Annotated in this window: 21 protein-coding genes and 1 tRNA gene; 19 read left to right on the top strand and 3 right to left on the bottom strand. The window is 72.7% G+C overall.

The window, feature by feature from the left end; all coding sequences use genetic code 11:
- Nucleotides 1–120 precede the first annotated feature (120 nt).
- From N865_RS10240 to N865_RS10205, 8 genes are all read left to right on the top strand, one after another.
- Entirely contained in the window at nucleotides 121–537 is a 417-nt protein-coding gene (locus N865_RS10240; RefSeq protein WP_034805074.1) for a DUF3052 domain-containing protein, read from the top strand.
- A 16-nt stretch (nucleotides 538–553) separates the two neighbouring features.
- Entirely contained in the window at nucleotides 554–1099 is a 546-nt protein-coding gene (locus tag N865_RS10235; protein ID WP_034805071.1) for a peroxiredoxin, read from the top strand.
- 42 nt (nucleotides 1100–1141) lie between these two features.
- Nucleotides 1142–1214 (top strand) — tRNA-Val (locus N865_RS10230).
- Between the two features lie 10 nt (nucleotides 1215–1224).
- A complete protein-coding gene (locus N865_RS10225; protein WP_169735733.1) occupies nucleotides 1225–2106 on the top strand; it encodes a Nif3-like dinuclear metal center hexameric protein in 882 nt (293 codons plus the stop codon).
- On the top strand, nucleotides 2066–2836 hold the full coding sequence (locus tag N865_RS10220) for a zinc ribbon domain-containing protein (RefSeq protein ID WP_245603721.1): 771 nt from the start codon (nucleotides 2066–2068) through the stop codon (nucleotides 2834–2836). Before N865_RS10225 ends, N865_RS10220 begins: the two co-directional genes overlap by 41 nt.
- An 80-nt stretch (nucleotides 2837–2916) precedes the next feature.
- Entirely contained in the window at nucleotides 2917–3942 is a 1026-nt protein-coding gene (locus N865_RS10215; protein WP_456077508.1) for a reverse transcriptase-like protein, read from the top strand.
- A gap of 24 nt (nucleotides 3943–3966) precedes the next feature.
- Nucleotides 3967–4380, top strand: coding sequence for a rhodanese-like domain-containing protein (locus tag N865_RS10210; RefSeq protein ID WP_034805065.1), 414 nt, complete (start codon nucleotides 3967–3969; stop codon nucleotides 4378–4380).
- Entirely contained in the window at nucleotides 4377–5555 is a 1179-nt protein-coding gene (locus tag N865_RS10205; protein ID WP_034805062.1) for an O-succinylhomoserine sulfhydrylase, read from the top strand. Before N865_RS10210 ends, N865_RS10205 begins: the two co-directional genes overlap by 4 nt.
- A 231-nt stretch (nucleotides 5556–5786) precedes the next feature.
- Here the strand turns inward: N865_RS10205 and N865_RS10200 are convergent, their stop codons facing one another.
- Nucleotides 5787–6878, bottom strand: a complete 1092-nt coding sequence (locus N865_RS10200) for an SLC13 family permease (RefSeq protein WP_034805059.1) — start codon at nucleotides 6876–6878, stop codon at nucleotides 5787–5789.
- A 1-nt stretch (nucleotide 6879) separates the two neighbouring features.
- Entirely contained in the window at nucleotides 6880–7629 is a 750-nt protein-coding gene (locus tag N865_RS23290; RefSeq protein ID WP_034805056.1) for a YaaA family protein, read from the bottom strand.
- 146 nt (nucleotides 7630–7775) lie between these two features.
- On the opposite strand from N865_RS23290, the gene N865_RS10190 reads away from it, so the two are divergent.
- A complete protein-coding gene (locus N865_RS10190) occupies nucleotides 7776–9260 on the top strand; it encodes an RNB domain-containing ribonuclease (RefSeq protein ID WP_051510433.1) in 1485 nt (494 codons plus the stop codon).
- Here the strand turns inward: N865_RS10190 and N865_RS10185 are convergent.
- Entirely contained in the window at nucleotides 9248–9994 is a 747-nt protein-coding gene (locus N865_RS10185; RefSeq protein WP_034805053.1) for a hypothetical protein, read from the bottom strand. The two genes, N865_RS10190 and N865_RS10185, sit on opposite strands and share 13 nt — an antisense overlap.
- An 853-nt stretch (nucleotides 9995–10847) precedes the next feature.
- Here N865_RS10185 and N865_RS21745 point away from each other — a divergent pair.
- From N865_RS21745 to N865_RS10135, 10 genes are all read left to right on the top strand, one after another.
- The gene (locus N865_RS21745) at nucleotides 10848–11477 is read left to right on the top strand and encodes a sensor histidine kinase (protein ID WP_051510432.1); all 630 of its coding nucleotides are present in this window, start codon (nucleotides 10848–10850) and stop codon (nucleotides 11475–11477) included.
- Nucleotides 11477–12127: a LuxR C-terminal-related transcriptional regulator gene (locus N865_RS10175; protein WP_034805050.1), complete on the top strand. Its 651-nt coding sequence runs from the start codon at nucleotides 11477–11479 to the stop codon at nucleotides 12125–12127. The genes N865_RS21745 and N865_RS10175 overlap by 1 nt, the downstream gene beginning before the upstream one ends.
- Nucleotides 12128–12216: 89 nt before the next feature.
- Entirely contained in the window at nucleotides 12217–12924 is a 708-nt protein-coding gene (locus tag N865_RS10170) for a helix-turn-helix transcriptional regulator (protein ID WP_157557649.1), read from the top strand.
- Between the two features lie 93 nt (nucleotides 12925–13017).
- Nucleotides 13018–14217 (top strand): DegT/DnrJ/EryC1/StrS family aminotransferase, encoded by a 1200-nt coding sequence (locus tag N865_RS10165; protein WP_051510431.1) that lies wholly within the window; start codon nucleotides 13018–13020, stop codon nucleotides 14215–14217.
- Nucleotides 14214–15707 carry a polysaccharide biosynthesis protein gene (locus N865_RS10160; protein ID WP_051510430.1) on the top strand — a complete coding sequence of 498 codons (1494 nt, stop codon included), beginning with the start codon at nucleotides 14214–14216 and terminating at the stop codon, nucleotides 15705–15707. The genes N865_RS10165 and N865_RS10160 overlap by 4 nt, the downstream gene beginning before the upstream one ends.
- A 37-nt stretch (nucleotides 15708–15744) precedes the next feature.
- Nucleotides 15745–17208, top strand: coding sequence for an RtcB family protein (locus N865_RS10155; protein ID WP_084328123.1), 1464 nt, complete (start codon nucleotides 15745–15747; stop codon nucleotides 17206–17208).
- A gap of 22 nt (nucleotides 17209–17230) precedes the next feature.
- Complete coding sequence (locus N865_RS10150; protein ID WP_034805044.1) at nucleotides 17231–18583, top strand: GumC domain-containing protein; 1353 nt, start codon at nucleotides 17231–17233, stop codon at nucleotides 18581–18583.
- Nucleotides 18580–19587 (top strand): P-loop NTPase family protein, encoded by a 1008-nt coding sequence (locus tag N865_RS10145; RefSeq protein ID WP_034805041.1) that lies wholly within the window; start codon nucleotides 18580–18582, stop codon nucleotides 19585–19587. The genes N865_RS10150 and N865_RS10145 overlap by 4 nt, the downstream gene beginning before the upstream one ends.
- Nucleotides 19584–20762: a glycosyltransferase family 4 protein gene (locus N865_RS10140; RefSeq protein ID WP_034805038.1), complete on the top strand. Its 1179-nt coding sequence runs from the start codon at nucleotides 19584–19586 to the stop codon at nucleotides 20760–20762. The genes N865_RS10145 and N865_RS10140 overlap by 4 nt, the downstream gene beginning before the upstream one ends.
- Nucleotides 20759–21190: a hypothetical protein gene (locus N865_RS10135; RefSeq protein ID WP_034805035.1), complete on the top strand. Its 432-nt coding sequence runs from the start codon at nucleotides 20759–20761 to the stop codon at nucleotides 21188–21190. The genes N865_RS10140 and N865_RS10135 overlap by 4 nt, the downstream gene beginning before the upstream one ends.
- Nucleotides 21191–21196: the final 6 nt, after the last annotated feature.

Genomic DNA, 21196 nt, shown 5'->3' with positions numbered 1-21196 from the left:
GTCGAACCCGATGCACTTGGACACGACATCGGCACGATGTCGCACCACATCAGCACCACCTCAGCACCACGAGCCGCCCGCGCAACGGCCGGACGGCGCCACAGAAGGGATCCGGTGACAGTGAGCGCGACCGCGGGAGCGGCGTCTCTCGGCAAGCTCGGCTTCGCCAAGGGACAGGTCATCCAGGAGTTCGGTTATGACGACGACGTCGATGAGGACCTGCGTGTCACCATCGAGGACGCCGTCGGCTCGGAGCTCGAGGACGAGGACTACAACGACGGCGCCGACGGCGTGCTCATCTGGTACCGCGACGGCGACGAGGACCTCGTCGACCTCATGGTGGACGGCCTGACCAAGCTCTTCGACCAGGGCTTCGTCGTCCTGCTCACGCCGAAGGCGGGCCGCGACGGGCACGTCGAGGCGAGCGAGGTCGAGGAGGCCGCCACGACGGCCGGCCTGCAGACCGGGGGCCAGGTCAACGTCGCCTCCGACTGGGCCGCGACCCGGCTCATGCCGCCGAAGGGCCCGCGACGCTGACTGGCACACTGGAGGTATGACGCACGCGCCCACCGCTTCAACGAGCGAGTCACCGACCGCCGGCTGGACCGCTCCCGGTGCACCCGCCGTCGGTGACCTCGCGCCCGACTTCGCGCTGCGCGACCAGCACGGCGTCGAGGTGAGTCTCTCCTCCGTCCGCGGCCGCAAGAACGCCGCCATCGTCTTCTTCCCGTTCGCCTTCTCGGGCATCTGCACGGGCGAGCTGCGCGAGATCCGCGACGGTCTCGAGGACTTCCAGAACCACGACATCCAGGTCTTCACCATCTCGTGCGACCCGATGTACGCCCTGCGCACGTGGGCCGACGCCGAGGGCCACTTCTTCCCGCTCCTGTCCGACTTCTGGCCGCACGGCGAGGTGTGCCGCGCCTACGGCGTGTTCAACGAGGACGACGGCGCACCGGTCCGGGGCACGTTCCTGCTCGACCGCGACGGCCGCGTCGTGTGGACCCTCGTCAACGGCCCCGGCGAGCCGCGGGACTTCCGGACCTACCGCGAGGCGCTCGCGAGACTCCGCGCCATGGACCAGCCGCCGACCCGTTAGGCTGACGTGCCGCCCGGGACGCCGTCGGACAGGGCGGGCGAGGGGCCTGTAGCTCAGTTGGTAGAGCACCGCGTTTACACCGCGGGTGTCGTCGGTTCGAGACCGGCCGGGCCCACGTGAAGGACGTGGTGCTGCGCGACGTGGTCGCCGCGCTCGAGGAGCTCTACCCGCCGGCCACCGCCGCCGAGTGGGACCGCGTCGGGCTCGTCACGGGAGACCCCGAGCAGCCGGTGCGCCGGGTCCTCTTCGCTCTTGACCCGACGCTGGCCGTCATCGAGGAGGCGGCGGCCTGGTCGGCCGACCTGCTCGTGACCCACCACCCGCTCCTGCTGCGCGGGGTCCACGCCGTCGCGACGACGACCGCGAAGGGTGCCTCGGTCACCCGGCTCATCGTCTCCGACACCGCTCTCTACGTCGCCCACACCAACGCCGACGTCGCCGACCCGGGCGTCTCGTCCGTGCTCGCGGACGCGTTGGGGCTGACCGACCAGCGCGGGCTCACGACGATGGGCCCGGCCTCAGGCACGACGTCGTATGCCGCTGGGCGGGTGGGCGAGCTCCCCGCGCCGATGTCGCTGGCGGAGTTCGCCGACCTCGTCGACCGCGCCCTGCCCAGGACGGTCGGGGGCATCCGGGTCAGCGGCCCGCCGGAGGCGACCGTCCGGACCGTCGCGGTCATGGGCGGTTCGGGCGACGACCAGTTCGCCGCGGTCAGGGCGAGCGGAGCGGATGTCTACGTCACGGCAGACCTGCGCCACCATCCCGTCCTCGAGGCGAGGGAGGAGTCGCGGGGCGGACCGCCCTACCTCGTCGACGCCGGCCACTGGGCCACCGAGTCGCTCTGGCTGGCGAGCGCCAGGGAGCGGCTGCTCGTCGCGATGGGGGAGGACCCCGTCGCACCGACTAGGGTCGAGGCGAGGATCTCCTCGATCCGCACCGAGCCATGGACCTTCGTGGTCGGCGCCAATGCCGTTTCGTCACCCCCGGAGGTGCGCCCTGAAAGCTGACCCGTCCCGCCAGTGGCGCCTGCTCGACCTGCAGGCGATCGACACTCGCCTCGACCAGATCGCGCACGCGAAGGCCAACCTCCCCCAGACGAAGCCCCTGGCAGAGCTGACGGCCGAGCTGGCCGCGCTCGACACGGAGATCGTCAACGCGCGCACCGCGGCCGACGACGTGGCACGCGAGCTCGCGAAGTCGGAGCAGGACGTGCAGCTCGTCCGCGACCGGGTCGCCCGCGACCAGGCACGCCTCGACTCCGGACAGGGCACGGCCAAGGACCTGCAGGCGATCCAGCACGAGCTGACCTCGTTGGCCCGTCGCCAGTCGGAGCTCGAGGACGTCGAGATCGAGGTGATGGAGCGCGGAGAGGCGCTCGCGGCCCGGGTGGCCGAGCTCGATGCCCGCCGCGGTGAGCTCACGACCCGCATCGGGGCTCTCGAGTCCGAGCGCGAGGCGGCGCTCAACACCCTCGACGCCGAGGCACGCCAGGTCGGCTCCGGCCGCGCCGACATCGTCGCCGGAATCGGCGACGACCTCGCCACCCTCTACGAGAAGATCCGCGCGTCGAGCGGCGGCATCGCCGCTGCCGAGCTCAAGCACCGCCGTTGCGGTGGATGCCGGCTCGAGCTCAACAACGTCGACCTCGACCGCATCCGCAAGGCGGCCCAGGACGAGGTCGTCCGCTGTGAGGAGTGCCGGCGGATCATGATCCGCACGGCCGAGTCCGGCTTGTGAGCCCTTCGGCTCACCACGGACATCGACCGGGCCGCTCTCTCGTCGTCGAGGCGGACGGGGGTTCCCGAGGGAACCCGGGCATTGCGGGCTACGGCGCCCTCGTGCGCGACGGTGCGACGGGCGAGGTCCTCGTCGAGCTCGCCCAGCCCCTCGGGACGGCGAGCAACAACGTCGCCGAGTACTCCGGCCTCATCGCCGGGTTGCGCGCCGTGCTCGAGATCGACGCGGCTGCCCAAGTCCGGGTCCGGATGGACTCCAAGCTCGTCATCGAGCAGATGTCCGGCCGGTGGAAGATCAAGCACGAGGACATGCGACGGCTCGCCCTCGAGGCGCGCGACCTGTGCGCCGAGCTCAGCGAGGCCGGTGGCTCCGTCGACTTCGAGTGGATCCCGCGGGAGCGCAACAAGGCGGCAGACGCCCTGAGCAACGAGGCCATGGACGGCCACTCGGTGCGCCGGGTGCTCACGGCACCGCCGGCCGCGGGGTTGTCCACGGACGCGGACACCACAGCAAGTCCGCCGGGGCGGGGCTCTGGCGGCGAATCGCCCGGGGCGGCCACAGCAAGTCCGCCCGGGCGGAGTTCTGGCGGCGAATCGCCCGGTGCGGCCACAGCAAGTCCGCCGGGGCGGGGCTCTGGCGGCGAACCGCCCGGCGGCACGCGCACCGGGCTGCGGCTGCTGCTCGTCCAGTCGCCCGACGATGTCTCGGTCACGCCTCGCATCGTTGAGGCGGTGCGCCGGCTCGTCGGCGGCGACGCCCGGGTCGTCGGCGCGTCCGATGACGCGAGCACGGCAGTCGCGTCGTCCCTCGCCGAGGCGGTCCGCGCGAACCCCGATACCGACGACGCCTGGGCCGCCCCGGCCGGGTGGGAGGGCATCGACGCGAGGGTGTCGGCGGCATACGCCTCGCTCGTCGAGGCGGGGGGCACGGTGGTCGTCGTGACGAGCCGGCGGGGCGTCCTCACGGTGCTCTCCGACGTGCTCGGGATGCCTGCCGAGCGCTTCTGGGCGATCGCCACGGCGCCCGGCAGCCTGACCGGGATCGAGGTCTGGGAGGACGGGTCGGCGTCGGTCGCTTTCACCAATCGGACCGACCATCTCGCCTGACGGACCTCGTGCGATAGTCGGACCATGACCTACGCCGGTGACGTGACCCCTGCTGAGGCCTGGGCCGCCTTGACCGATGACCCCGACGCCGTCCTCGTCGACGTCCGCACGCAGGCCGAGTGGGCCTACGTCGGGATGCCCGACCTCCGCCCCATCGGCAAGCAGGTCGTGCGCGTCGAGTGGCAGACCTATCCCGACGGCTCGATCAACGACCGGTTCGTCGGTCAGGTTGCCGCGGCCGGGGTCGGCAAGGACGCGCCGGTCTACCTGCTCTGCCGCTCGGGCGTCCGCTCGGTGGCTGCAGCCGAGACGCTCACCCGGGCCGGCTGGACCCAGGCTCGTAACGTGCTCGAGGGCTTCGAGGGGCCGCACGACGCGCACCACCACCGCACGGTCTCGGGCTGGAAGGTCGCGGGCCTGCCGTGGGTGCAGGGATGAGCGGCACGCAGACGTGGCGTCCGGACACGCTCGCCGTCCGGGGAGGCCTGTCCCGCAGCGGGTTCGAGGAGACCTCCGAGGCGCTCTTCCTCACGTCCGGCTTCGTCTACGAGACGGCCGAGGACGCCGAGGCCGCCTTCAAGGGTGATGTCGACCGGTTCGTCTACTCCCGCTACGGCAACCCCACCGTGACGATGTTCGAGGAGCGCCTGCGGCAGCTCGACGGCGCCGAGGCCTGCTTCGCGACGGGCTCGGGCATGTCGGCGGTCTTCGTCGCCCTCGCGGCGCTGCTCGGCACGGGTGACCGGGTCGTGTCCTCCCGAGCCCTCTTCGGGTCGTGCTTCGTCATCCTCGACGAGATCCTCCCGCGCTGGGGCGTCGAGACGGTGTTCGTCGACGGGGCCGATCTCGAGCAGTGGCGCGAGGCGCTCTCGGAGCCGACGACCGCGGTCTTCTTCGAGACGCCGAGCAACCCGATGCAGGAGCTCGTCGACATCGCCGCCGTGAGCGAGCTCGCCCACGCCGCCGGAGCGAAGGTCGTCGTCGACAACGTCTTCGGCACGCCGGTGTTCTCCAAGCCGCTCGAGCACGGTGCCGACATCGTCGTCTACTCCGCGACGAAGCACATCGACGGCCAGGGGCGCGTTCTCGGTGGAGCCGTTCTCGGCCCCAAGGAGTTCATCGACGGGCCCGTCCAGAACCTCATGCGCCACACGGGGCCGTCGATGTCGCCCTTCAACGCCTGGGTCCTCGTCAAGGGTCTCGAGACGATGTCGCTCCGCGTCGAGCGGATGGCGGCGAGTGCGCTCGAGGTGGCCCGAACGCTCGAGGCGCATCCGCGTGTCAGGCGCGTCGTCCACCCGTTCCTCGAGTCGCATCCGCAGCACGAGCTCGCCAAGCGGCAGATGCTGGCCGGCGGGACGGTCGTCACGTTCGAGATCGACGGTGGCAAGGACGAGGCGTTCGCGCTCATGAACGCCCTCCAGGTGATCGACATCTCCAACAACCTCGGCGACTCGAAGTCGCTCATTACGCACCCCGCGACGACGACGCACCGCCGCCTCGCACCCGAGGCGCGCGCCGCGGTCGGCATCACCGACGGTGTCCTGCGGGTCTCGGTCGGGCTCGAGGACGTTCGGGACCTCATCGACGACCTCACACGCGCGCTCGGCTGAGTTCGCCGGGCCCGACGGGCGCCTGACCGGCGAGGTGCCGCTCGCGGCGTGGAGCGTCGGCGGCCGTATGCCGGTCAGCTCGCTCCCAGCGCACGCTGGCCGCCGCCGATGCCGCTCCCGCCACCCCACCGGCCCGGCGCTCGTTGGTCGGTACGCCGGACCGGCAGGGTGCCGCTCCTGCCACCGCACCGGCCCGGCTCCGGCGCGGCGATCCGGGTCCGGTGACGGCGGTCAGGCCGTTGCGGCGAGGGCGAGCGTGGCGGCGGGGACGACCACGAGGGCGCAGAGCAGGCCGGTGAGGCCGAGCCGGCGCGCCGAGACGGTGAGGCCGGCGGACCGACAGCGCTGCGCCCAGAGGAGGGTCGCGACCGAGCCCCAGAGGGTGACGATGGGCCCGGCGTTGACGCCGACGAGAAGTGCGGCGAGGCGGGCGGGTGCGTCGGCGACGGTCGGCTCGAGCGCCAGGTAGGCCGGGAGGTTGTTGATCGCGTTGGAGCTGGCTGCGCCGATGCCGCTGATCCGGAGCAGGTCGGTCACACCGGTGCCCGGCCCCACCACGGTCCGGAGGTAGTCCTCGAGCCCGAGCTTGAGCGCGGCATCGATGACGAGGAAGAGGACCGCGACGCCGAGGATCGTCAGCCACGGCATCGTGACCCGCCTGAGGAGCTCCGGGGCGCGCCAGGCGGTCGCCGCGAAGAGGAGGAGGGCTGCGCCGGTGGACGCGATCGCCGGCTGGATGCCGGCGACGAACGCGACCGCGAGGACGACGGTGGCACCGGCCGTCATGAGCATCAGCGGGTGGTCGTGGGGTTCCGCGCGGGGCGGGTCGGTGTAGTGCCCACCGAGGTCGCGTCGATGGAGCAGCCAGAGGACGACGACCGTCGCAAGGACGGCCGTGACGGCTGGGGCGGCCATGAGCGCGATGTAGTCGCGCGTGCCGAGGCCCAGCTCGCCGAGCGGGTGGAGGGCGAGCAGGTTGGACAGGTTCGACACCGGGAGGAGGAGCGAGGCGGTGTTCGCGAGCCAGAGGGTCGTCATCGCGAAGGGCATCGGGGGCGCACCGACCTGACGTGCGACCGCGATGGCGACCGGGGTGAGCAGCACGGCCGTCGTGTCGAGGCTGAGGACGATGGTGGACCCCGTTGCCAGCACGACGACGAGCAGCCACAGCAGCGCGACCCGCCCGGCAGCGGCCCGGGCCGCCCAGTGCGCCGCCTCGTCGAAGAGCCCGGCAAGGTCGCAGACCTCCGCGACGAAGGTCATCGCCACGAGGAAGACGAGGATCGGGCCGACGCGCTCGACGAGCTGGGCGAGGTCGACCACGTCAGGCGACCGCCGTGGCGGAGAGCTGCCATGGTCGACCGGAGCGCGCCGGGGGAGCGAGGTCGACCCGGAACGGGCCGGCCAGGGCCTCGGCCAGGGCGTGGGGCGTGCGCGGCGCGGCCCCCGAGCGCACGAGCTCACGAGCCACGAGCCCCCGCGTGTGCTTGGCCATGTGCGTCGCTCCCGGGACCTCGATCCGCACCCATCGGTCGGCGAGCGCGCCCGCGGGAACCCAGGCAGCGGCATACGTGCTCGACCGGCAGTCGACGACGACCCCGCGACCGGCCGCATCCCCCAGGGCCTCGCCGAGGGGCCGGCGCCACGCGCCCGCGAGGGGGCCGACCCCGGGAAGGTTGACCGCCATCGAGAGGCGGTAGGCGGGGATCCGGTCGGACAGCCGCACGGCGCCGAAGAGGGCCGAGGTCACGACGACCGACCGGGTCGCGCGGCGTCGCGACGGGGCATCGAGGGTGGCGAGGTCGAGCGCGTCGTAGAGGACGCCGCTGTACACCTCGCCGGCCGGGGCCGTGGGCGCCGTCCGCAGCCGGGTGTTGCGGGCGACCTCCTCGACGAGGTTGGGGGAGACCCCGAGGACGGCGTGCGCGTCGGGGCGGGAGCTCACGGCCGCGGCCGCGTCGATGACCCGCTCACGCACGGGGGAGAGCGTCGGGAAGGAGAGCGACTCGAGGTCGAGGGGCCGTCCGCGCCGCCGCTCGGTCTTGCCCTCGGACGGTGGGAGGAGGATCAGCACGGGGTCAGCCTAGGGCGCTCCTCCGGCGCGCCGCCGACCCGTCCTACCCTGCCGCGCCGGGAGCGTCATGGCCCGTCGGTACCGGTCCGCACGGACACGTGCCCGCCTCACGCTCCTTCCCCTGCCCTCGTGCGTAGGGTGTCGGCATGGCCCTGCGCAAGATCGTCTATCGTCCCGCCGAGACCCCCGGTGACACCGGTGCCGCGCTGTTGGCCCGGTTCGAGGCCGTCCGGCAGGAGTTCGAGATCCGTACCGACTTCCCGGCGGACGTCGTCGCCGAGGCGAAGGCCGCCGCCGGCGCTGCGCCGCTGCCCGACCGCGACGAGACGGCCGTCCCGTTCGTCACGATCGACCCGCCGACCTCGATGGACCTCGACCAGGCGCTCTCGATCGAGCGGCAGGGCGACGGCTATCGCGTGCGGTACGCGATCGCCGACGTGCCGGCCTTCGTCCGCGCCGGAGGGGCCATCGACGCGGAGGCTCGCCGCCGCGGGCAGACGGTGTACTGCCCCGACCGGCGTGCCCAGCTCCACCCGAGCGAGCTGAGCGAGGGCGCTGCGAGCCTCCTTCCCGGGCAGGTCCGCCCGGCCTTCGTCTGGGACCTGGTCCTCGGGCCCGACGGTCAGTGCGCCGACGCCTCGGTCTACCGCGCGCTCGTGCGCAGCGTCCGCCGCTACGACTACGCCGAGGTGCAGCGACTCGTCGACGACGGGAGTGCCGACGAGCTCCTCGTGCTGCTCAAGGAGGTCGGCGAGAAGCGCATCGCCCTCGAGCAGGAGCGCGGGGGCGCGTCCCTGCCGATGCCGGAGCAGGCGGTCGACGAGGACGCCGACGGCACCTTCCGCGTCTCGTTCCGCCCGGTCCTTGCCGCCGAGGACTGGAACGCCCAGATCTCCCTCATGACGGGGATGGCAGCGGCCGAGCTGATGCTCGAGGGGCGGGTCGGCATCCTCCGGACGATGCCGCAGGCCGACCCGCGCGACGTCAAGCGCTTCCGCCGGCAGGCGGCCGCCGCCGGGGTGCCCTGGCCGGACGACATGCTCTACGGCCAGTTCCTGCGCACCCTCGACCGGGCCGACCCGGTGCACCTCGCCCTCATCCACGAGGCGACGACCCTCTTCCGGGGGGCCGACTACACCCCCTTCGACGGCCAGGTCCCCAACCACCCGGAGCACGCGGCCGTCGCGAGCGCCTACGCCCACGTGACGGCGCCGCTCCGTCGTCTCGTCGACCGCTTCGGCCTCGTCGTGTGCGAGGCGCTCTCGTCCGGCACGGACGTGCCTGCGTGGGCCCGCGAGGCGCTGCCGACCCTGCCGGAGATCATGCGCGAGTCCGACCGGCGGGCCAACGCGGTCGCGCGGGCCTGCACCGACTCCGTCGAGGCCGCTGAGCTGCGTGGGCGCGTCGGGAGCAACCTGGACGGGTTCGTCGTCGACGAGAACGGCAAGGGAGTCGTCGTCCAGCTCATCGAGTATGCCGTCGTCGCCCGGGCGTCGGGAGAGGCCGACGGCGGCGACGCGGTCACCGTGCGGGTCGACGCCGCCGAGATCGAGACGGGCACTCTGATGTTGTCACTCGTCGGTCCGGCCGAGGCAGGGGCGCGGCCGGCGTCGGCCGGTCAGCCGGCCTGACCCACCTGGGTCGTCGCCGGGGGCGAGGTGGCTGACGTGCCGGGTGTCGCCGGACTCGGCGTACCCGTCGCGGCGGCAGGTCCCGCAGTCCCGGTCGATGCGCCGGACGCGGCCGGCGCAGGTGGCGCGGTGGCCGTGCCAGCAAGGCCGCCCTGCTGCCCGGTGCCCGACGGGGTCGGGGTGCCGGTCACGCCCGCGGGCGTCGTGGCGGTCGCGGGGTGGGGCGAACGGGAGACCTCGCGCGCGGGCGCGGCCTGGGCCCGGGTGCCGATCGAGGTTCCCGTGACCGAGGCGCCCGTCGCCAGCTGCAGACCCGTCAGGAACGCCGCCGCGACGAGGAAGACGACTCCGGCGGTAGCCAGCAGCCGCCGTGCCTGGGTCTGGTCGGGCAGGCGCCACCGGTCGAGCCACGGGACCACGCCGTCGCGACGGCCGAGCGCCCGTGCGGCGAGCAGGGCCTCGCGCGCCCGGTTCATCGAGGTCGTGTACACGCTCGCCGCGACGGCCGTGATGACCGACCCGACGGCCGCGCCGGCGATCGTCCCGACCACGCCGAGGCGGGAGCCGAGCCCGGCAGCCGTGGCGGCCGCCAGGGAGCTCCCGATGAGCTGGGTCAGGGAGAGGTCGAGGATCCGGGTCCGGGGCGCCGGGGGCTGCAGGGACTGGGGCTCGGCCGTGCGCGTCGTCTCGGTCGAGTGGGTGGTCGCGGTCAGGTCTGGGGTGTCGGCCGTCATGGGTCCTGTCGTCGGGTCGCGGGAGTCGTCTCCCCTGAACGACGAGCGGGACGGCGTGATCGTTGGCCGGATCGCCGACAAGTGACCCACGTCACCCGACTGCGCGGCATTCATCCCCAAACGTCCTGCGCAGGATCGGCGGCGGCAACCAGGAGGTGCGCGCGGTCACAGGTTCCTGTCAGGAAAGCGGAGTACAGGTGGTGACGTTACTCGCTCGTTCTCGGGGGTATTTCCGACGGGGAACATCCGAGGGGGGAAGGACGATGACGCACGGGTCCGACGAGACGAACGTGTGTGGGAGTGGCCGGGCAGGGCCCGTGAGGCCGTCCTGCCACCTGTCCGCGGGCCCTCCGCGTGACCTCAGCGCCGAGCTGCGTCGCACTTCCGCGAACGCCCACGACCGTGCGAGGGGCGGTGTTAGCCTGCCGAGATACGGGGGGCCCACAGTGACCCCCCATGGCATTCACGCCGTTCACTGCCGTGAGCTCCACGACAGTCCTCTCTCGTTTCCTGCACGACTCCCGACACGCGGACGCGGTCGCATGACGTACTCGGCTTCATCGCTCGGACACGCACGTCGCTGCGTGGCGGCCCAGGCGCGTCCCCGTGAGAGTCGACCGGCTGTCGCCCCCCTTCGGCGAGCGCACGCGCCCCCGAACGCGTGAGGGTCCAGTCACGGCGCCGGGGAGGTCGCCGGAGCAGGGCATCGGGGACAGCGGACGGGGGTCCGCGGCATACATGGGTGGGAACAGGGTGAAAACGGTGGGGGAGATGCATGTCAACGCACAAGAGTTCCGTCGTCCGACCCAAGCGGGGGGTCGGACCAGCTATGGCCTTGAAAGGCAGCGGGTTCGTGGGCGAGGTCGTCCCGGGGAACGGGCCCGCTGAGAGTTCAGTCCGTTCCCTCTGTCACGACCTCCGGCAGCCGCTGGCGATCATTCGGCTCCTGGCTGACGACCCCGGACCGGGGCACGACCCCAGACCCGACGCGGAGGCGCGGCTCGCCGGCATCAGGCACGAGGCGGCGTGGCTCATCGACCTCGTCGACTCCGTGCTCGGAGACCGCCTTCCCGACGATCGGGTCGTGCTCGACCTGGGACAGGTGGTCCGGTTCGCCATGTCGTGCACGTTCGCGGGAACGGGGTGCTCGCACATGCTCGACGTCACCGGCGAGGTGCTCGTCGTCGCGCGGCGCACCGCACTCGCGCGCGCACTGATCTGCCTGCTGGACAACGCGATTCGAGCTGCGGGCGAGCTGGGGCACGTTGAGGTCACGGTCACGTCCGGGTCGTCCGGGGGGGTCGTGACCATCGCCGACGACGGACCCGGTCTCGGCAACCTCGCGCCACAGCACTCGCTCGGGCTCGTCACGGCTCGGGCGATCCTCACCGACTGTGGGGGACGGCTCGCACTCGGCAACCGCGACGGCGGTGGTGCCGTCGCGACCGTCCGGCTGCCGCTCGACCGGCGGGGTGGACCCTGATGCGGATCGTCGTCTGCGACGACCATCGGATGCTGCTCGAGGCGCTCGCCGGCTCGCTCCGGGCGCGGGGGCACGAGGTCGTCGGCCTCGCCGTCACACCCGACGAGGCCCTGCTGTCCGTCGGGGCGCACGACCCCGACGTGTGCCTGCTCGACCTGCACTTCCCGGGGGAGACGAGTCTCGGAGCGCTCCGGACGATGGTCTCCGACTACCCCAGGACCCGCGTCGTCATCTTCTCTGCGACGGCCGATCCCCAGGCCGTGGCCGGCGTCCTCGCACTCGGCGCCGCAGGGTTCCTCTGCAAATCGATGTCGATGGACGAGATCTGCGGGATGCTCGACCGCGCGGCGGCAGGTCAGGTGGCGGTCGAGGCGAGCCTGCTCCAGCGCGCCTTCCTGCCGCCCGCCACCCAGGACCCGCTCTGGGTGCTCCGGTTCCTCACCGACCGTGAGTGGGACGTCCTGCGGTGCATCACGCGCGGACAGACCACCCAGCAGATCGCCGAGCAGCTCGGGGTGCGCAACAGCACCGCCCGGACCCACGTGCAGAACCTGCTCACGAAGCTGGGGGTGCACTCCCGTCTGGAGGCCGCCGCCCTCATGGCCGACCATGCAACGTCTGACGTCTGGCCGGCGCGCCTGAGGTCGTGAGGTCTGCTCCGGGGTTCGGCCAACTGACGTAGGGCGGAGTCGTCCAGACGCTGGGTGTGCGGGCGGGCAGGGCCCCCGATGCTGTCGTCATGGTGACCGACCCCACGAGGGTTGTCCTTTTCACCCGGCAGCAGGTGCTGATGGAGGCACTGGCCGAGGCGCTCAGTGCCGAACCGGGTGTCTCGGTCATGGGCTGCGCCACCGACCCGGCCGAGGTGCTGCTGGCGCTCGGGTCCGCGCCCGTCGACGTGCTCGTCGTCGTCATCGGCGTGGGGGACGAGGGGGGCCTGGAGCTGGCCCGCTGGGCGGGCGAGCGCTGTCCCGGCCTGGGCGTCGTGCTCGTCTCCGAGCCCGGAGCGCGGGTCTCGGCGCGTGAGGCGCTCGAGATCGGAGTCCGCGGCTGGGTGCGGCTCGACGAGCCCCTCAGCCAGCTGGTCGCCGCGCTCGGTGCCGTGGCCGCAGGCGACGTCTTCATCCCCACCGAGCTGTTGAGCCGGGCCCTGTCCGAGTCGGTCGCCCTCCACCCACCGCACGTCGCCAGCTCGCTCCTCTCCGGTCTCACACCCCGCCAGATGGACGTGCTGCGGTGTCTCATCGACGGGCGCTCGCGCGAGCAGACGGCCGCGGCGCTCAGCATGTCGCCGAACACCGTGCGCACCCACGTCGGTGCGATTCTCCGGCGCCTTCAGGTCCACTCAGCGCTCGCCGCCGTCGTCCTCGCGAGGGGCGGCGGCCTTCTCGGTTGGAGTCACGAGAGCGCGTCTACCGCGAATGGCGTAGGCACCCTCGGGCGCTAGACGGGTGTGCCCTGCTGCAGGGCTTCCTACCGTCGAACACGTCGAGGTCGGCTCGCTGCGAAAGCGGCCGACGTCCCTGGACGAGGAGCGGTCATGAGCGTCGAGACACCCACCGAGCCACGGCTGGCAGGTGCTCTCCCGGCGCGCCAGATCCCCTTCGCGCGCACTGTCATCGGCCCCGAGGCGCGCAGTGCCGTCCAGGAGGTGCTCGAGTCCGGCTGGGTGACGACGGGTCGGCAGGTGCTCGCCTTCGAGGCTGAGCTCGCGGCCCACGTGAGGGCCTCCAGGGCGGTGGCCGTCAGCTCCTGCACGGCCGGCATCGAGCTGGCGCTCCGGGGCCTCGGCCTCGCTCCCGGCTCGCGCGTGCTCATGTCCACCGACACCTTCTGCGGCGCTGCCAGCGCGATCGCCCACGCGGGTCTGGTGCCGGTCCTCGTGGACGTCGACCCAGTCACTGCCCTGCCGACGGCGACCCACATCCGCGCGGCGGTCCGCGCCGCGGGTGGCGTGTCCGCGATGGTCGTCGTCCACCTCGGCGGGCACCCGGTCGACGTCGAGGCCGCGGCCGACGCGGCCGGGCTCGGGCTCGACCGCGTCATCGAGGACGCCGCCCACGCGCTCGGCGCCGAGGTCGGACCCCGTCGGGTGGGCTCGATCTCCCGGGCCACGTGCTTCAGCTTCTACGCGACGAAGAACCTCGCGATCGGCGAGGGCGGCATGGTCACGACGGACGACGAGGAGCTCGCAGACCGGCTCATCAGCCTGAGGCTGCACGGGATGTCCAAGGACGCCTGGCGGCGCTACCTCCCGGGTGCCGGATGGCGCTACGACGTGGCGGAGGACGGCCTCAAGGCCAACCTCACCGACGTGCAGGCCGCGGTCGGCCGTGCCCAGCTGCGCCGGTTCGACGCGGACCAGGCCCGTCGCGCCGAGGTCGCGCGCCGGTACGACAGCCAGCTCGCCGGGCTCGCATCGATCAGCCTGCCCCCGCGTCCGCCCTCCGGTCGCCACGCCTGGCACCTCTATGCGGTACGGATCCGGCCGGACTACCCGCTCGGGCGCGACGCGCTCATCGAGCGGCTGGCGCAGCTCGGCATCGGCACCTCCGTGCACTTCATACCCCTCCACCGACTGACCTGGCACGGACGCACCAGCGTCCTGCCCCCTGACGGGCTCCCGGGAGCCGACGAGGTCTTCGACGAGACGCTCTCGCTCCCGTGCGACCAGAACCTGACCGACGACGACGTCGACGACGTGTGCGCGGCGTTGTGGCAGATAGGACGTTCGCGATGACAACCGAGGCAATGAGGCCACTCTCACGGGAGTCGGCCGCGCGGGACGATGGCCTGCGCACCCTGATCGTGGGGGCCGGTGAGGCCGGCAAGGCACTGGCGAGGGACCTGCAGCGAGTGGAGCAGTTCGGGCTGACCCCGGTGGGGTTCCTCGACGACGACCCGTCCAAGCGGACCGTCCGGCATCTCCCCGTCTTCGGCATGCTGAGCGACGTGCTCCGGGTCGCGACGGCCGAGCGCATCGACGTCGTCGTCCTCGCCATCCCCGGCCTGCCCGAGGCGGACGTCGCCAGGCTGGCCACGGCCGCCGCACGGGTCGGGGCCAGCGTGCGACGCCTGCCGTCCTTCGTCGGCCTCCTCCAGCGTGACGTCGTCGGCACCGACATGCGCTCGCTCGACGTCGCCAACCTCATCGGGCGCAACGAGATGCACGTCGCGTCCCCGGAGGTGATCGAGACCATCCGCGACCGGACGGTCCTCGTCACCGGTGCCGGAGGGTCCATCGGGAGCGAGCTGTGCCGCCAGGTCAACGGCTTCGCCCCGGGGCGTCTCGTCATGCTCGACCACGACGAGTCCAACCTGCACCGCCTCCAGCTCGAGCTGCACGGCGAGGCCTTCCTCGACTCGCGCGACGTCGTCGTGGCCGACATCAGGGACGCCGAGCGGATGAGCCAGATCATGTCGCAGTACCGCCCCGAGGTCGTGTTCCACGCGGCGGCCCTCAAGCACCTGCCGATGCTCGAGCAGCACCCCTGCGAGGGCGTGAAGTCCAACGTCCAGGGGACCGACAACGTGCTCCGCGCGGCGGTGTCGAGCGGGGTCGAGAGGTTCGTCGTCATCTCCACCGACAAGGCGGCCGACCCGACGTCGGTGCTCGGGGCGACGAAGGCGCTCGCGGAGCAGGTCGTCAAGGCCCACTCCGGCGGCTGCACCGTCGTGTCGGCCGTCCGGTTCGGCAACGTCCTCGGCAGCAGGGGGTCGCTCCTGCCGGTCCTCGTCGCGCAGATGGGGGCTGGCCGTGAGGTCACGATCACCCACCCGGACGTGACGCGCTACTTCATGACGATCGAGGAGGCCGTCGGCCTCGTCCTCGAAGCGGCACACCTGACCGCGGGTGGCGAGACCTTCGTCCTCGACATGGGCTCGCCGGTGCGCATCGTCGACCTGGTCTCGAACTTCGCCCGTCAGCTCGACGTCCCCGACGTCCGGATCCGGTTCACCGGACTGCGGCAGGGAGAGAAGCTCCATGAGTCGCTCTTCAGCGAGGCCGAGGAGTGCTTCCCCACGGCCCATCCCCGGATCTTCGGCGCCCAGGCGGCTCCCCCCGCGGACGACTTCGACGCGCTGCTCGGGGCCCTCTACGACGCGGCCCGGCGCAACGCGGCCGACGAGGTCCGCAGCCGGCTCGCCGAGGCGCTGCCGCCCTACCGGCCCGAGCCCGGCCGACGCCTGGAACTCGTGTCCGAAGCCCCGTACCCGGACGACTACTGATGCCGTCCGACACCACGACCAGAGTGAGGTGCCCAGCGTGAGGATCGATGTCATCAGCGGTTCAGGCGACGACCGACCGGAACTGGCGCTGCTCGACGCACCCACGGCGCGGGTCTTCGACAGCGAGCACCTCCCCGCAGACCGCGACCTCGTCGACTCGCTGACGTCCGCCACCCTGGGGATGGACCTCGCGGCGCCCCCGGTGGTCCTTCCGGACTTCCACCACAAGTCCGCGATGGAGATGCCGTCGAGCATCGCGGTGGCCACGGCAGGGACGATCCGCCCGACCCTGACGAGCTCGTCGGTCAACTGCGGCATGGCGCTCCTGGCCCTCGACTGCGAGCGGCCCTCCGACGAGGCGATCGGCGACTTCTACCGCAGGGTCCGTGAGCGGTACCCCTACCCGACGACACGACGCCGCGACCTGTCCTACCGCGACGTCGTCGCGGCTGCCACCGGGGGCGCGGCCTTCGCCGTCGACCGCTACGGGGTCGACCCCGGCGAGCTCGAGCGCGTCGAGGAGCACGGCAGGCTCGACCTCACCACGTGGGGCGGCGCGGAGCGTCTCGTCTCCGAGATCCCCGCGCTCACCTGGCAGCTCGCGCGTCTGCGGTTCGGCACGGTCGGCCCGACCAACCACTTCGTCGAGCTGCAGCAGGTCGAGGAGATCTTCGACGAGGAGGCAGCGGCCCTCCTCGGCATCCGCCTGGGGCAGGTGACGCTGCAGTACCACGCAGGAGGCGGGGTCCTCACCGGCGAGATCGGCCACCTCTTCGCGCGGCGCCGGGACACGGCCCGGGTGATGCGCGCCGCGATGGCCGTGCAGAAGCCGCTCTACCACCTGAGCACGGCGCGATCGGCGGAGCAGGTCCGCGAGCGGATGCGCCTCTTCTTCACGAAGGCGAGCCCACCGGTCTCCCTCGAGTCGGACGAGGGCCAGCGGCTCATGCTCGCCAACGCCGCGGCGATGAACTACGGCTACGCCTTCCGGATGGCCACCTACGAGGCGCTCCGGTCGATTGCCGCCACGGCGTTCGCCGGTGCCCGGGGGCACCTCGTCGTCGACTCGCCGCACAACTCGATCTACGAGGAGGAGGTCGCCGGGGAGCGGGCCGTCGTCCACCGCCACAACTCGTGCCGTGCGTATCCGGCATCGCGGATGACGCCCGGGACCACGTTCGCCCAGACGGGGCAGGCGGTCCTCCTCCCGGGGACGCACCGGACCTCGTCGTACCTCGCCGTCGCCGGGGACTCGAGCGCGGACAGCCTCCACTCGGCCTGCCACGGAGCCGGCACGGTCATCGACCAGTTCGCGCGCGACGGCCTGTCGCAGTCCGACCCGCGCGGACGGTCGACCCTTCGCTTCCGTTACGACGACACGGCGCCGGAGCGGGCCCCCCACCTCGACGACGCGGGCGTCAACGCTGCGATGTCGGTCCTCCAGGGGCACCGGATCGTCCGTCCCGTGGCGCGGATGCGTCCGTTCGCGGTCCTCCACTAGGCAGTTCGGGAAAGAGGCACCCATGCGCATCGACGAGGCCTTCCGACGGGTGGTGGGCGGGTACTGGTGGCTCATCGGCCTGCTGGTCCTGCTCCCCGTCATCGCTGCGGCGAGCTATGGCAGTCACCAGGCGCCGCGCTACCAGGCGGTGGCGCGCCTCCAGATGTCCGGAGGGCTGGCCAGCACGAACGTCCAGGCGGACGCGGCCACCCAATGGCTCCAGGGGGTGGTCACGAGCCCGAACCTCGTCCAGAAGGCCATGGTCGCCGGGGGCCTCACGGGCGACCCGACTGCCTTCGCACTCGAGTCCGTCGCGGTCAACCGGATCGGCGTGTCGACGGTGAACGAGGTGTCCGTCGTCACCGACTCACCGGATCGCTCCGTCGTCGTGGCGAGCTCGCTCGTCGACCAGGCGATGAGCATGGCCAACGGGACGCGCGAGAGCGACGCGACGAAGATGGACGCGCTCAACAAGGAGATCGCCCAGGTCACCGCCTCTCGTGACGCCCTCATCAAGGAGCTCGCCACGGCCAAGCCGGGCCCCGTGCTCTCGCTCCAGGCTCGCATCGCGTCGATGGAGCCGATCCTCGCCGACCTGCTGCGCCAGCGCTCGGACCTGGCCCTGGCGTCGAGCTCGCGGTCGTCCATCGGTCTCATCGACCAGGCCCGCGCGCTGCCCGACCCGGTCGGGATCGGGGTCCCGCAGATGGTCGCCCTCGCGGCGCTTGCGGGGCTGCTGCTCGGCCTCGGGGTGGCGGCCCTGCTCGAGGCGGTCCGGCCCCGGGTGCGTGGCCGGTCCTGGGTCGCCGCCGAGCTCGGTGCGCCTCTGCTGGGCCATCTGCCCACGACAGACTTGACCAGCCGGGCGGCCGCCCGGGCCGTCAGCGAGTTCGGCGCGTCGCTCGCCATGATCGCCAGACGGTTCCGCGGCCAGTCGCTCCTGCTGCTCCCCGTCGAGCCGCGCGACCGGGCCTGGTGCGGGCGGGCGGCCGAGGAGCTCTCGACGCTCACCGGGATCCAGATCGACCATCGGCTGAGCGACGCCCCGGAGATCGTCGGGCTCCACGGCGCGGACTCCGAGGAGGAGTCGCCCGTGGTCGTCGCCCTGGCGCGCACGGTGGTGAGCCAACGCCGGCTCGAGGACTTCGCCGCCCGCTCCGCGGCCATGGGGTGGCCCGTGGTGGGTGTCCTCACCTTCCGGCGGCGCTGGTCGAACCGGGTGTCGATCCGCTGGCCGGTGACGACTCGCGACACGGCCGCGGCCGGCAAGGGTTCGGGATCCCGCGACAGCGCGACCCTCAATGCCCCGACTCATGCATCGGACTCCCTGGAGACCGGCGCGATCACGAGGCCGAAGGCGCGGAGGATCCCATGACCGTCCGTGCGATGTCGTGCGGTCTGACGCTCGAGGTCTCCTCGACGTCCCGGTCCTGGCTGAGGTTCGCCCGGGACTCATTCGGCGGACCCGTGGAGGAGGGCGGACCTGCCGACGTCATGGTCACGATCGAGCCGGGCTCCCAGCCGTTCGACGTCTCCGGGTTCGTGCCGCTGACGCGGGGTGCGTTCGGGGACGGGCGCCGAGTGGTGCTCACGGACGCCTGCGGGAGCGGGGTCGACCTGCTCGTCGAGCCCTCGGAGGGGGTCCTCGCGGTCACGGCACGACCACGTCCCGGTCCGACCCACCGAGGTCTCAGGGTCATGGCGCCCGCCCGGACCGAGCTGCTCTGGCGAGCCGCCCTGCTGCAGTACCCGGCCCTCTGGTGGGCCGGTTCCCGCAACGCCGTGCCTCTCCATGTCTCGGCGGCCCGGGTCGGCCGGCTCGGCGTCGTGCTCGCCGGACCCGGCGGCGTCGGGAAGTCGACCCTCCTCGGCGGCCTGGCCGCGCACGCCGGCATCCCCGTGAGCGACAACCTCTGCACCTACGACGGGCGGCGGGTGAACGGACTTCCGGAGCCGCGGCGGGTGTCGGCTCGCCGCGGGCTGCGTCCCGCTGGTCGTATGCCGCACGGCCGGGTGGAGCGCCCGTGGGCCGAGCGAGCGCCGTCGGTCGAGCCGTCCCTCGTGCTGGTCCTGAGGCGGGGGACCGGCGAGGCCCCGACGGTCCGCTGGATCCCGCCCGGCGACGCCGTCCGGTCGTTGACGACGGGGACGTATGCCGCCGGCGAGCTTCGGCGGTACTGGGCGTTCGCGGCGGCGCTCGCCCTCGGCACGGGCCTCGGTCCGGCCCATCCCCCGATCGAGGGCCACGCCGAGCGGCTCGCGGCGTCGGTCCGGTGTGCGGAGGTGGTGCTCCCGGCGACCCCGGTCGTCTCCCTGGAGGAGCTCGTCGACCTCGCGGCCCACATCGATGACGAGAAGCGAGCGGGGGTCGTGGCATGAGGCAGCGAGTGGCTCACGTCATCACCCGTTGCACAGCGGGGGCGGGCGGCGTGGCGGTGCGGGGCGCCCTCAGCCTCCCGCGGGACCGCTACGAGAGCACGCTCATCGCCGGGTCGGGTGACGTCCTGCTCGACGCGGCTCGCGAGCAGGGGGTCGAGGTCATCGTCGTTCCCGAGCTCGTGTCCCCGATCAGTCCCGTCCGTGACGCTCGGGCCCTCAGCATCCTGACGGAGCTCATGCGCGGCGAGGCCTTCGACGTCGTCCACACCCACAGCGCGAAGGCGGGCGTGCTGGGACGGGTCGCAGCGTCCCGGTCCGGCGCCGGCCGCATCGTGCACACCCTCCACGGCTTCCCGTGGCACGAGTTCCAGCCGGCGCCCGTTCGGGGGACCTATGTCCGGATCGAGCGACGGCTCTCCCGGATCACCGACTCGTACCTCGCAGTGGGCACCGCCGTCGCCGTGGAGGCCGTCCGGCGTCGGATCGCCCGTCCGGAGCAGATCATCACGATCGGCCCGGCCGTGGACGCGCCGACGGTGACGCTCTCACCGGCTACGCGGCTGCGCGCGAGGGCCCTCCTCGGGCTGTCGGAGGGCGACCTCGTGGTCGGCACGGTCGGACGGATGGACTACCAGAAGGCGCCGGAGGTCCTGCTGGACGCGATCGCCCGGATGGCCAGGCCGGCGAGACTCGTCTGGGTCGGCGGCGGCCCCCTCGCCGAGACCGTCGCCGCCAGGGCGCGCCGCCTCGGACTCGGCGACCGGGTGCTCCTCCTCGGGCACCGCGAGGACGTGCCTCTGCTCCTCCCGGCCTTCGACGTCTTTGCGATGTCGAGCCGCTACGAGGGCCTGCCCTGCGCGATCGTTGAGGCCCAGGCCTGCGGGATCCCCGTCGTCGCCACCGCGGTCAACGCGGTCCCCGACGTCGTCGTCCCCGGGGAGTCCGGGATGCTCGTGGCCCCGCAGGACGCCGGCCAGCTCGCGGCCGCCCTCGACTTCGCGCTCGGGCACCCCGCGACCGCCGCCCGGTGGGCCGACACCGCCGCGCGCCGCCTCGGCGAGCGCTACGACACGCGCACGCTCGGGCAGACGCTGCGCGAGGTGTACTCCGGCCCGGACGAGCCGACGACGCCCTCGGCCCTCACGCCGGTCCACCCCTGGGGAGCCGCCTCGTGAACGGTCTCACCGCGGCGCTCGCGGTCCTCGTGCCCGCCGGCACTCCGATCCTGCTCGTCGGAGGGTCGGGACCGAGTGGTCGTGTGGAGGATGTCGCGGGCGACCGGCTGGCGCCGGGCGACCAGATCGTCCTCGTCGACGGCCGCAGGCTCAGCCCACCCCGACTGCGGCGCCTGGCTCGTCGCGCCGGTCTCGTGGTCGACCGGGAGCTCGCGGTCCTCCCCAGCCTGGACCGGTCCTCGTTCGTCGTCGAGGACGCAGCGCCGAGCCTCGCGTGGTGCTGGGACACGTTCGCCACCGTCCCACCCGGCCGATGCACCGGCTCCCTGCTCCTCACGGCCGTGCTGAGGTTGGCGCGCCACCAGATGGTGCTCCGCTGGGTCGGCTACCTCGTCGCGGGGCGCGTCGTCATCGCGCGCCGGCCATGAGTGCAT

Origin of the sequence: Intrasporangium oryzae NRRL B-24470 (genome assembly GCF_000576595.1) — a bacterium.
Lineage (GTDB): Bacteria > Actinomycetota > Actinomycetes > Actinomycetales > Dermatophilaceae > Intrasporangium_C > Intrasporangium_C oryzae.
This window is presented reverse-complemented; position numbering and strand designations above follow the sequence as displayed.

Excerpts from the sequence above, each read along its gene's own strand:
- N865_RS10175 (WP_034805050.1), top strand. The coding sequence starts at position 11,477 with ATGCGGATCGTCGTCTGCGACGACCATCGGATGCTGCTCGAGGCGCTC.
- N865_RS10210 (WP_034805065.1), top strand. The coding sequence starts at position 3,967 with ATGACCTACGCCGGTGACGTGACCCCTGCTGAGGCCTGGGCCGCCTTG.
- N865_RS10220 (WP_245603721.1), top strand. The coding sequence starts at position 2,066 with ATGCCGTTTCGTCACCCCCGGAGGTGCGCCCTGAAAGCTGACCCGTCC.
- N865_RS10165 (WP_051510431.1), top strand. The coding sequence starts at position 13,018 with ATGAGCGTCGAGACACCCACCGAGCCACGGCTGGCAGGTGCTCTCCCG.
- N865_RS10145 (WP_034805041.1), top strand. The coding sequence starts at position 18,580 with ATGACCGTCCGTGCGATGTCGTGCGGTCTGACGCTCGAGGTCTCCTCG.
- N865_RS10170 (WP_157557649.1), top strand. The coding sequence starts at position 12,217 with ATGGTGACCGACCCCACGAGGGTTGTCCTTTTCACCCGGCAGCAGGTG.
- N865_RS10190 (WP_051510433.1), top strand. The coding sequence starts at position 7,776 with ATGGCCCTGCGCAAGATCGTCTATCGTCCCGCCGAGACCCCCGGTGAC.
- N865_RS10205 (WP_034805062.1), top strand. The coding sequence starts at position 4,377 with ATGAGCGGCACGCAGACGTGGCGTCCGGACACGCTCGCCGTCCGGGGA.
- N865_RS10160 (WP_051510430.1), top strand. The coding sequence starts at position 14,214 with ATGACAACCGAGGCAATGAGGCCACTCTCACGGGAGTCGGCCGCGCGG.
- N865_RS10185 (WP_034805053.1), bottom strand. The coding sequence starts at position 9,994 with ATGACGGCCGACACCCCAGACCTGACCGCGACCACCCACTCGACCGAG.
- N865_RS10140 (WP_034805038.1), top strand. The coding sequence starts at position 19,584 with ATGAGGCAGCGAGTGGCTCACGTCATCACCCGTTGCACAGCGGGGGCG.
- N865_RS10235 (WP_034805071.1), top strand. The coding sequence starts at position 554 with ATGACGCACGCGCCCACCGCTTCAACGAGCGAGTCACCGACCGCCGGC.
- N865_RS10150 (WP_034805044.1), top strand. The coding sequence starts at position 17,231 with ATGCGCATCGACGAGGCCTTCCGACGGGTGGTGGGCGGGTACTGGTGG.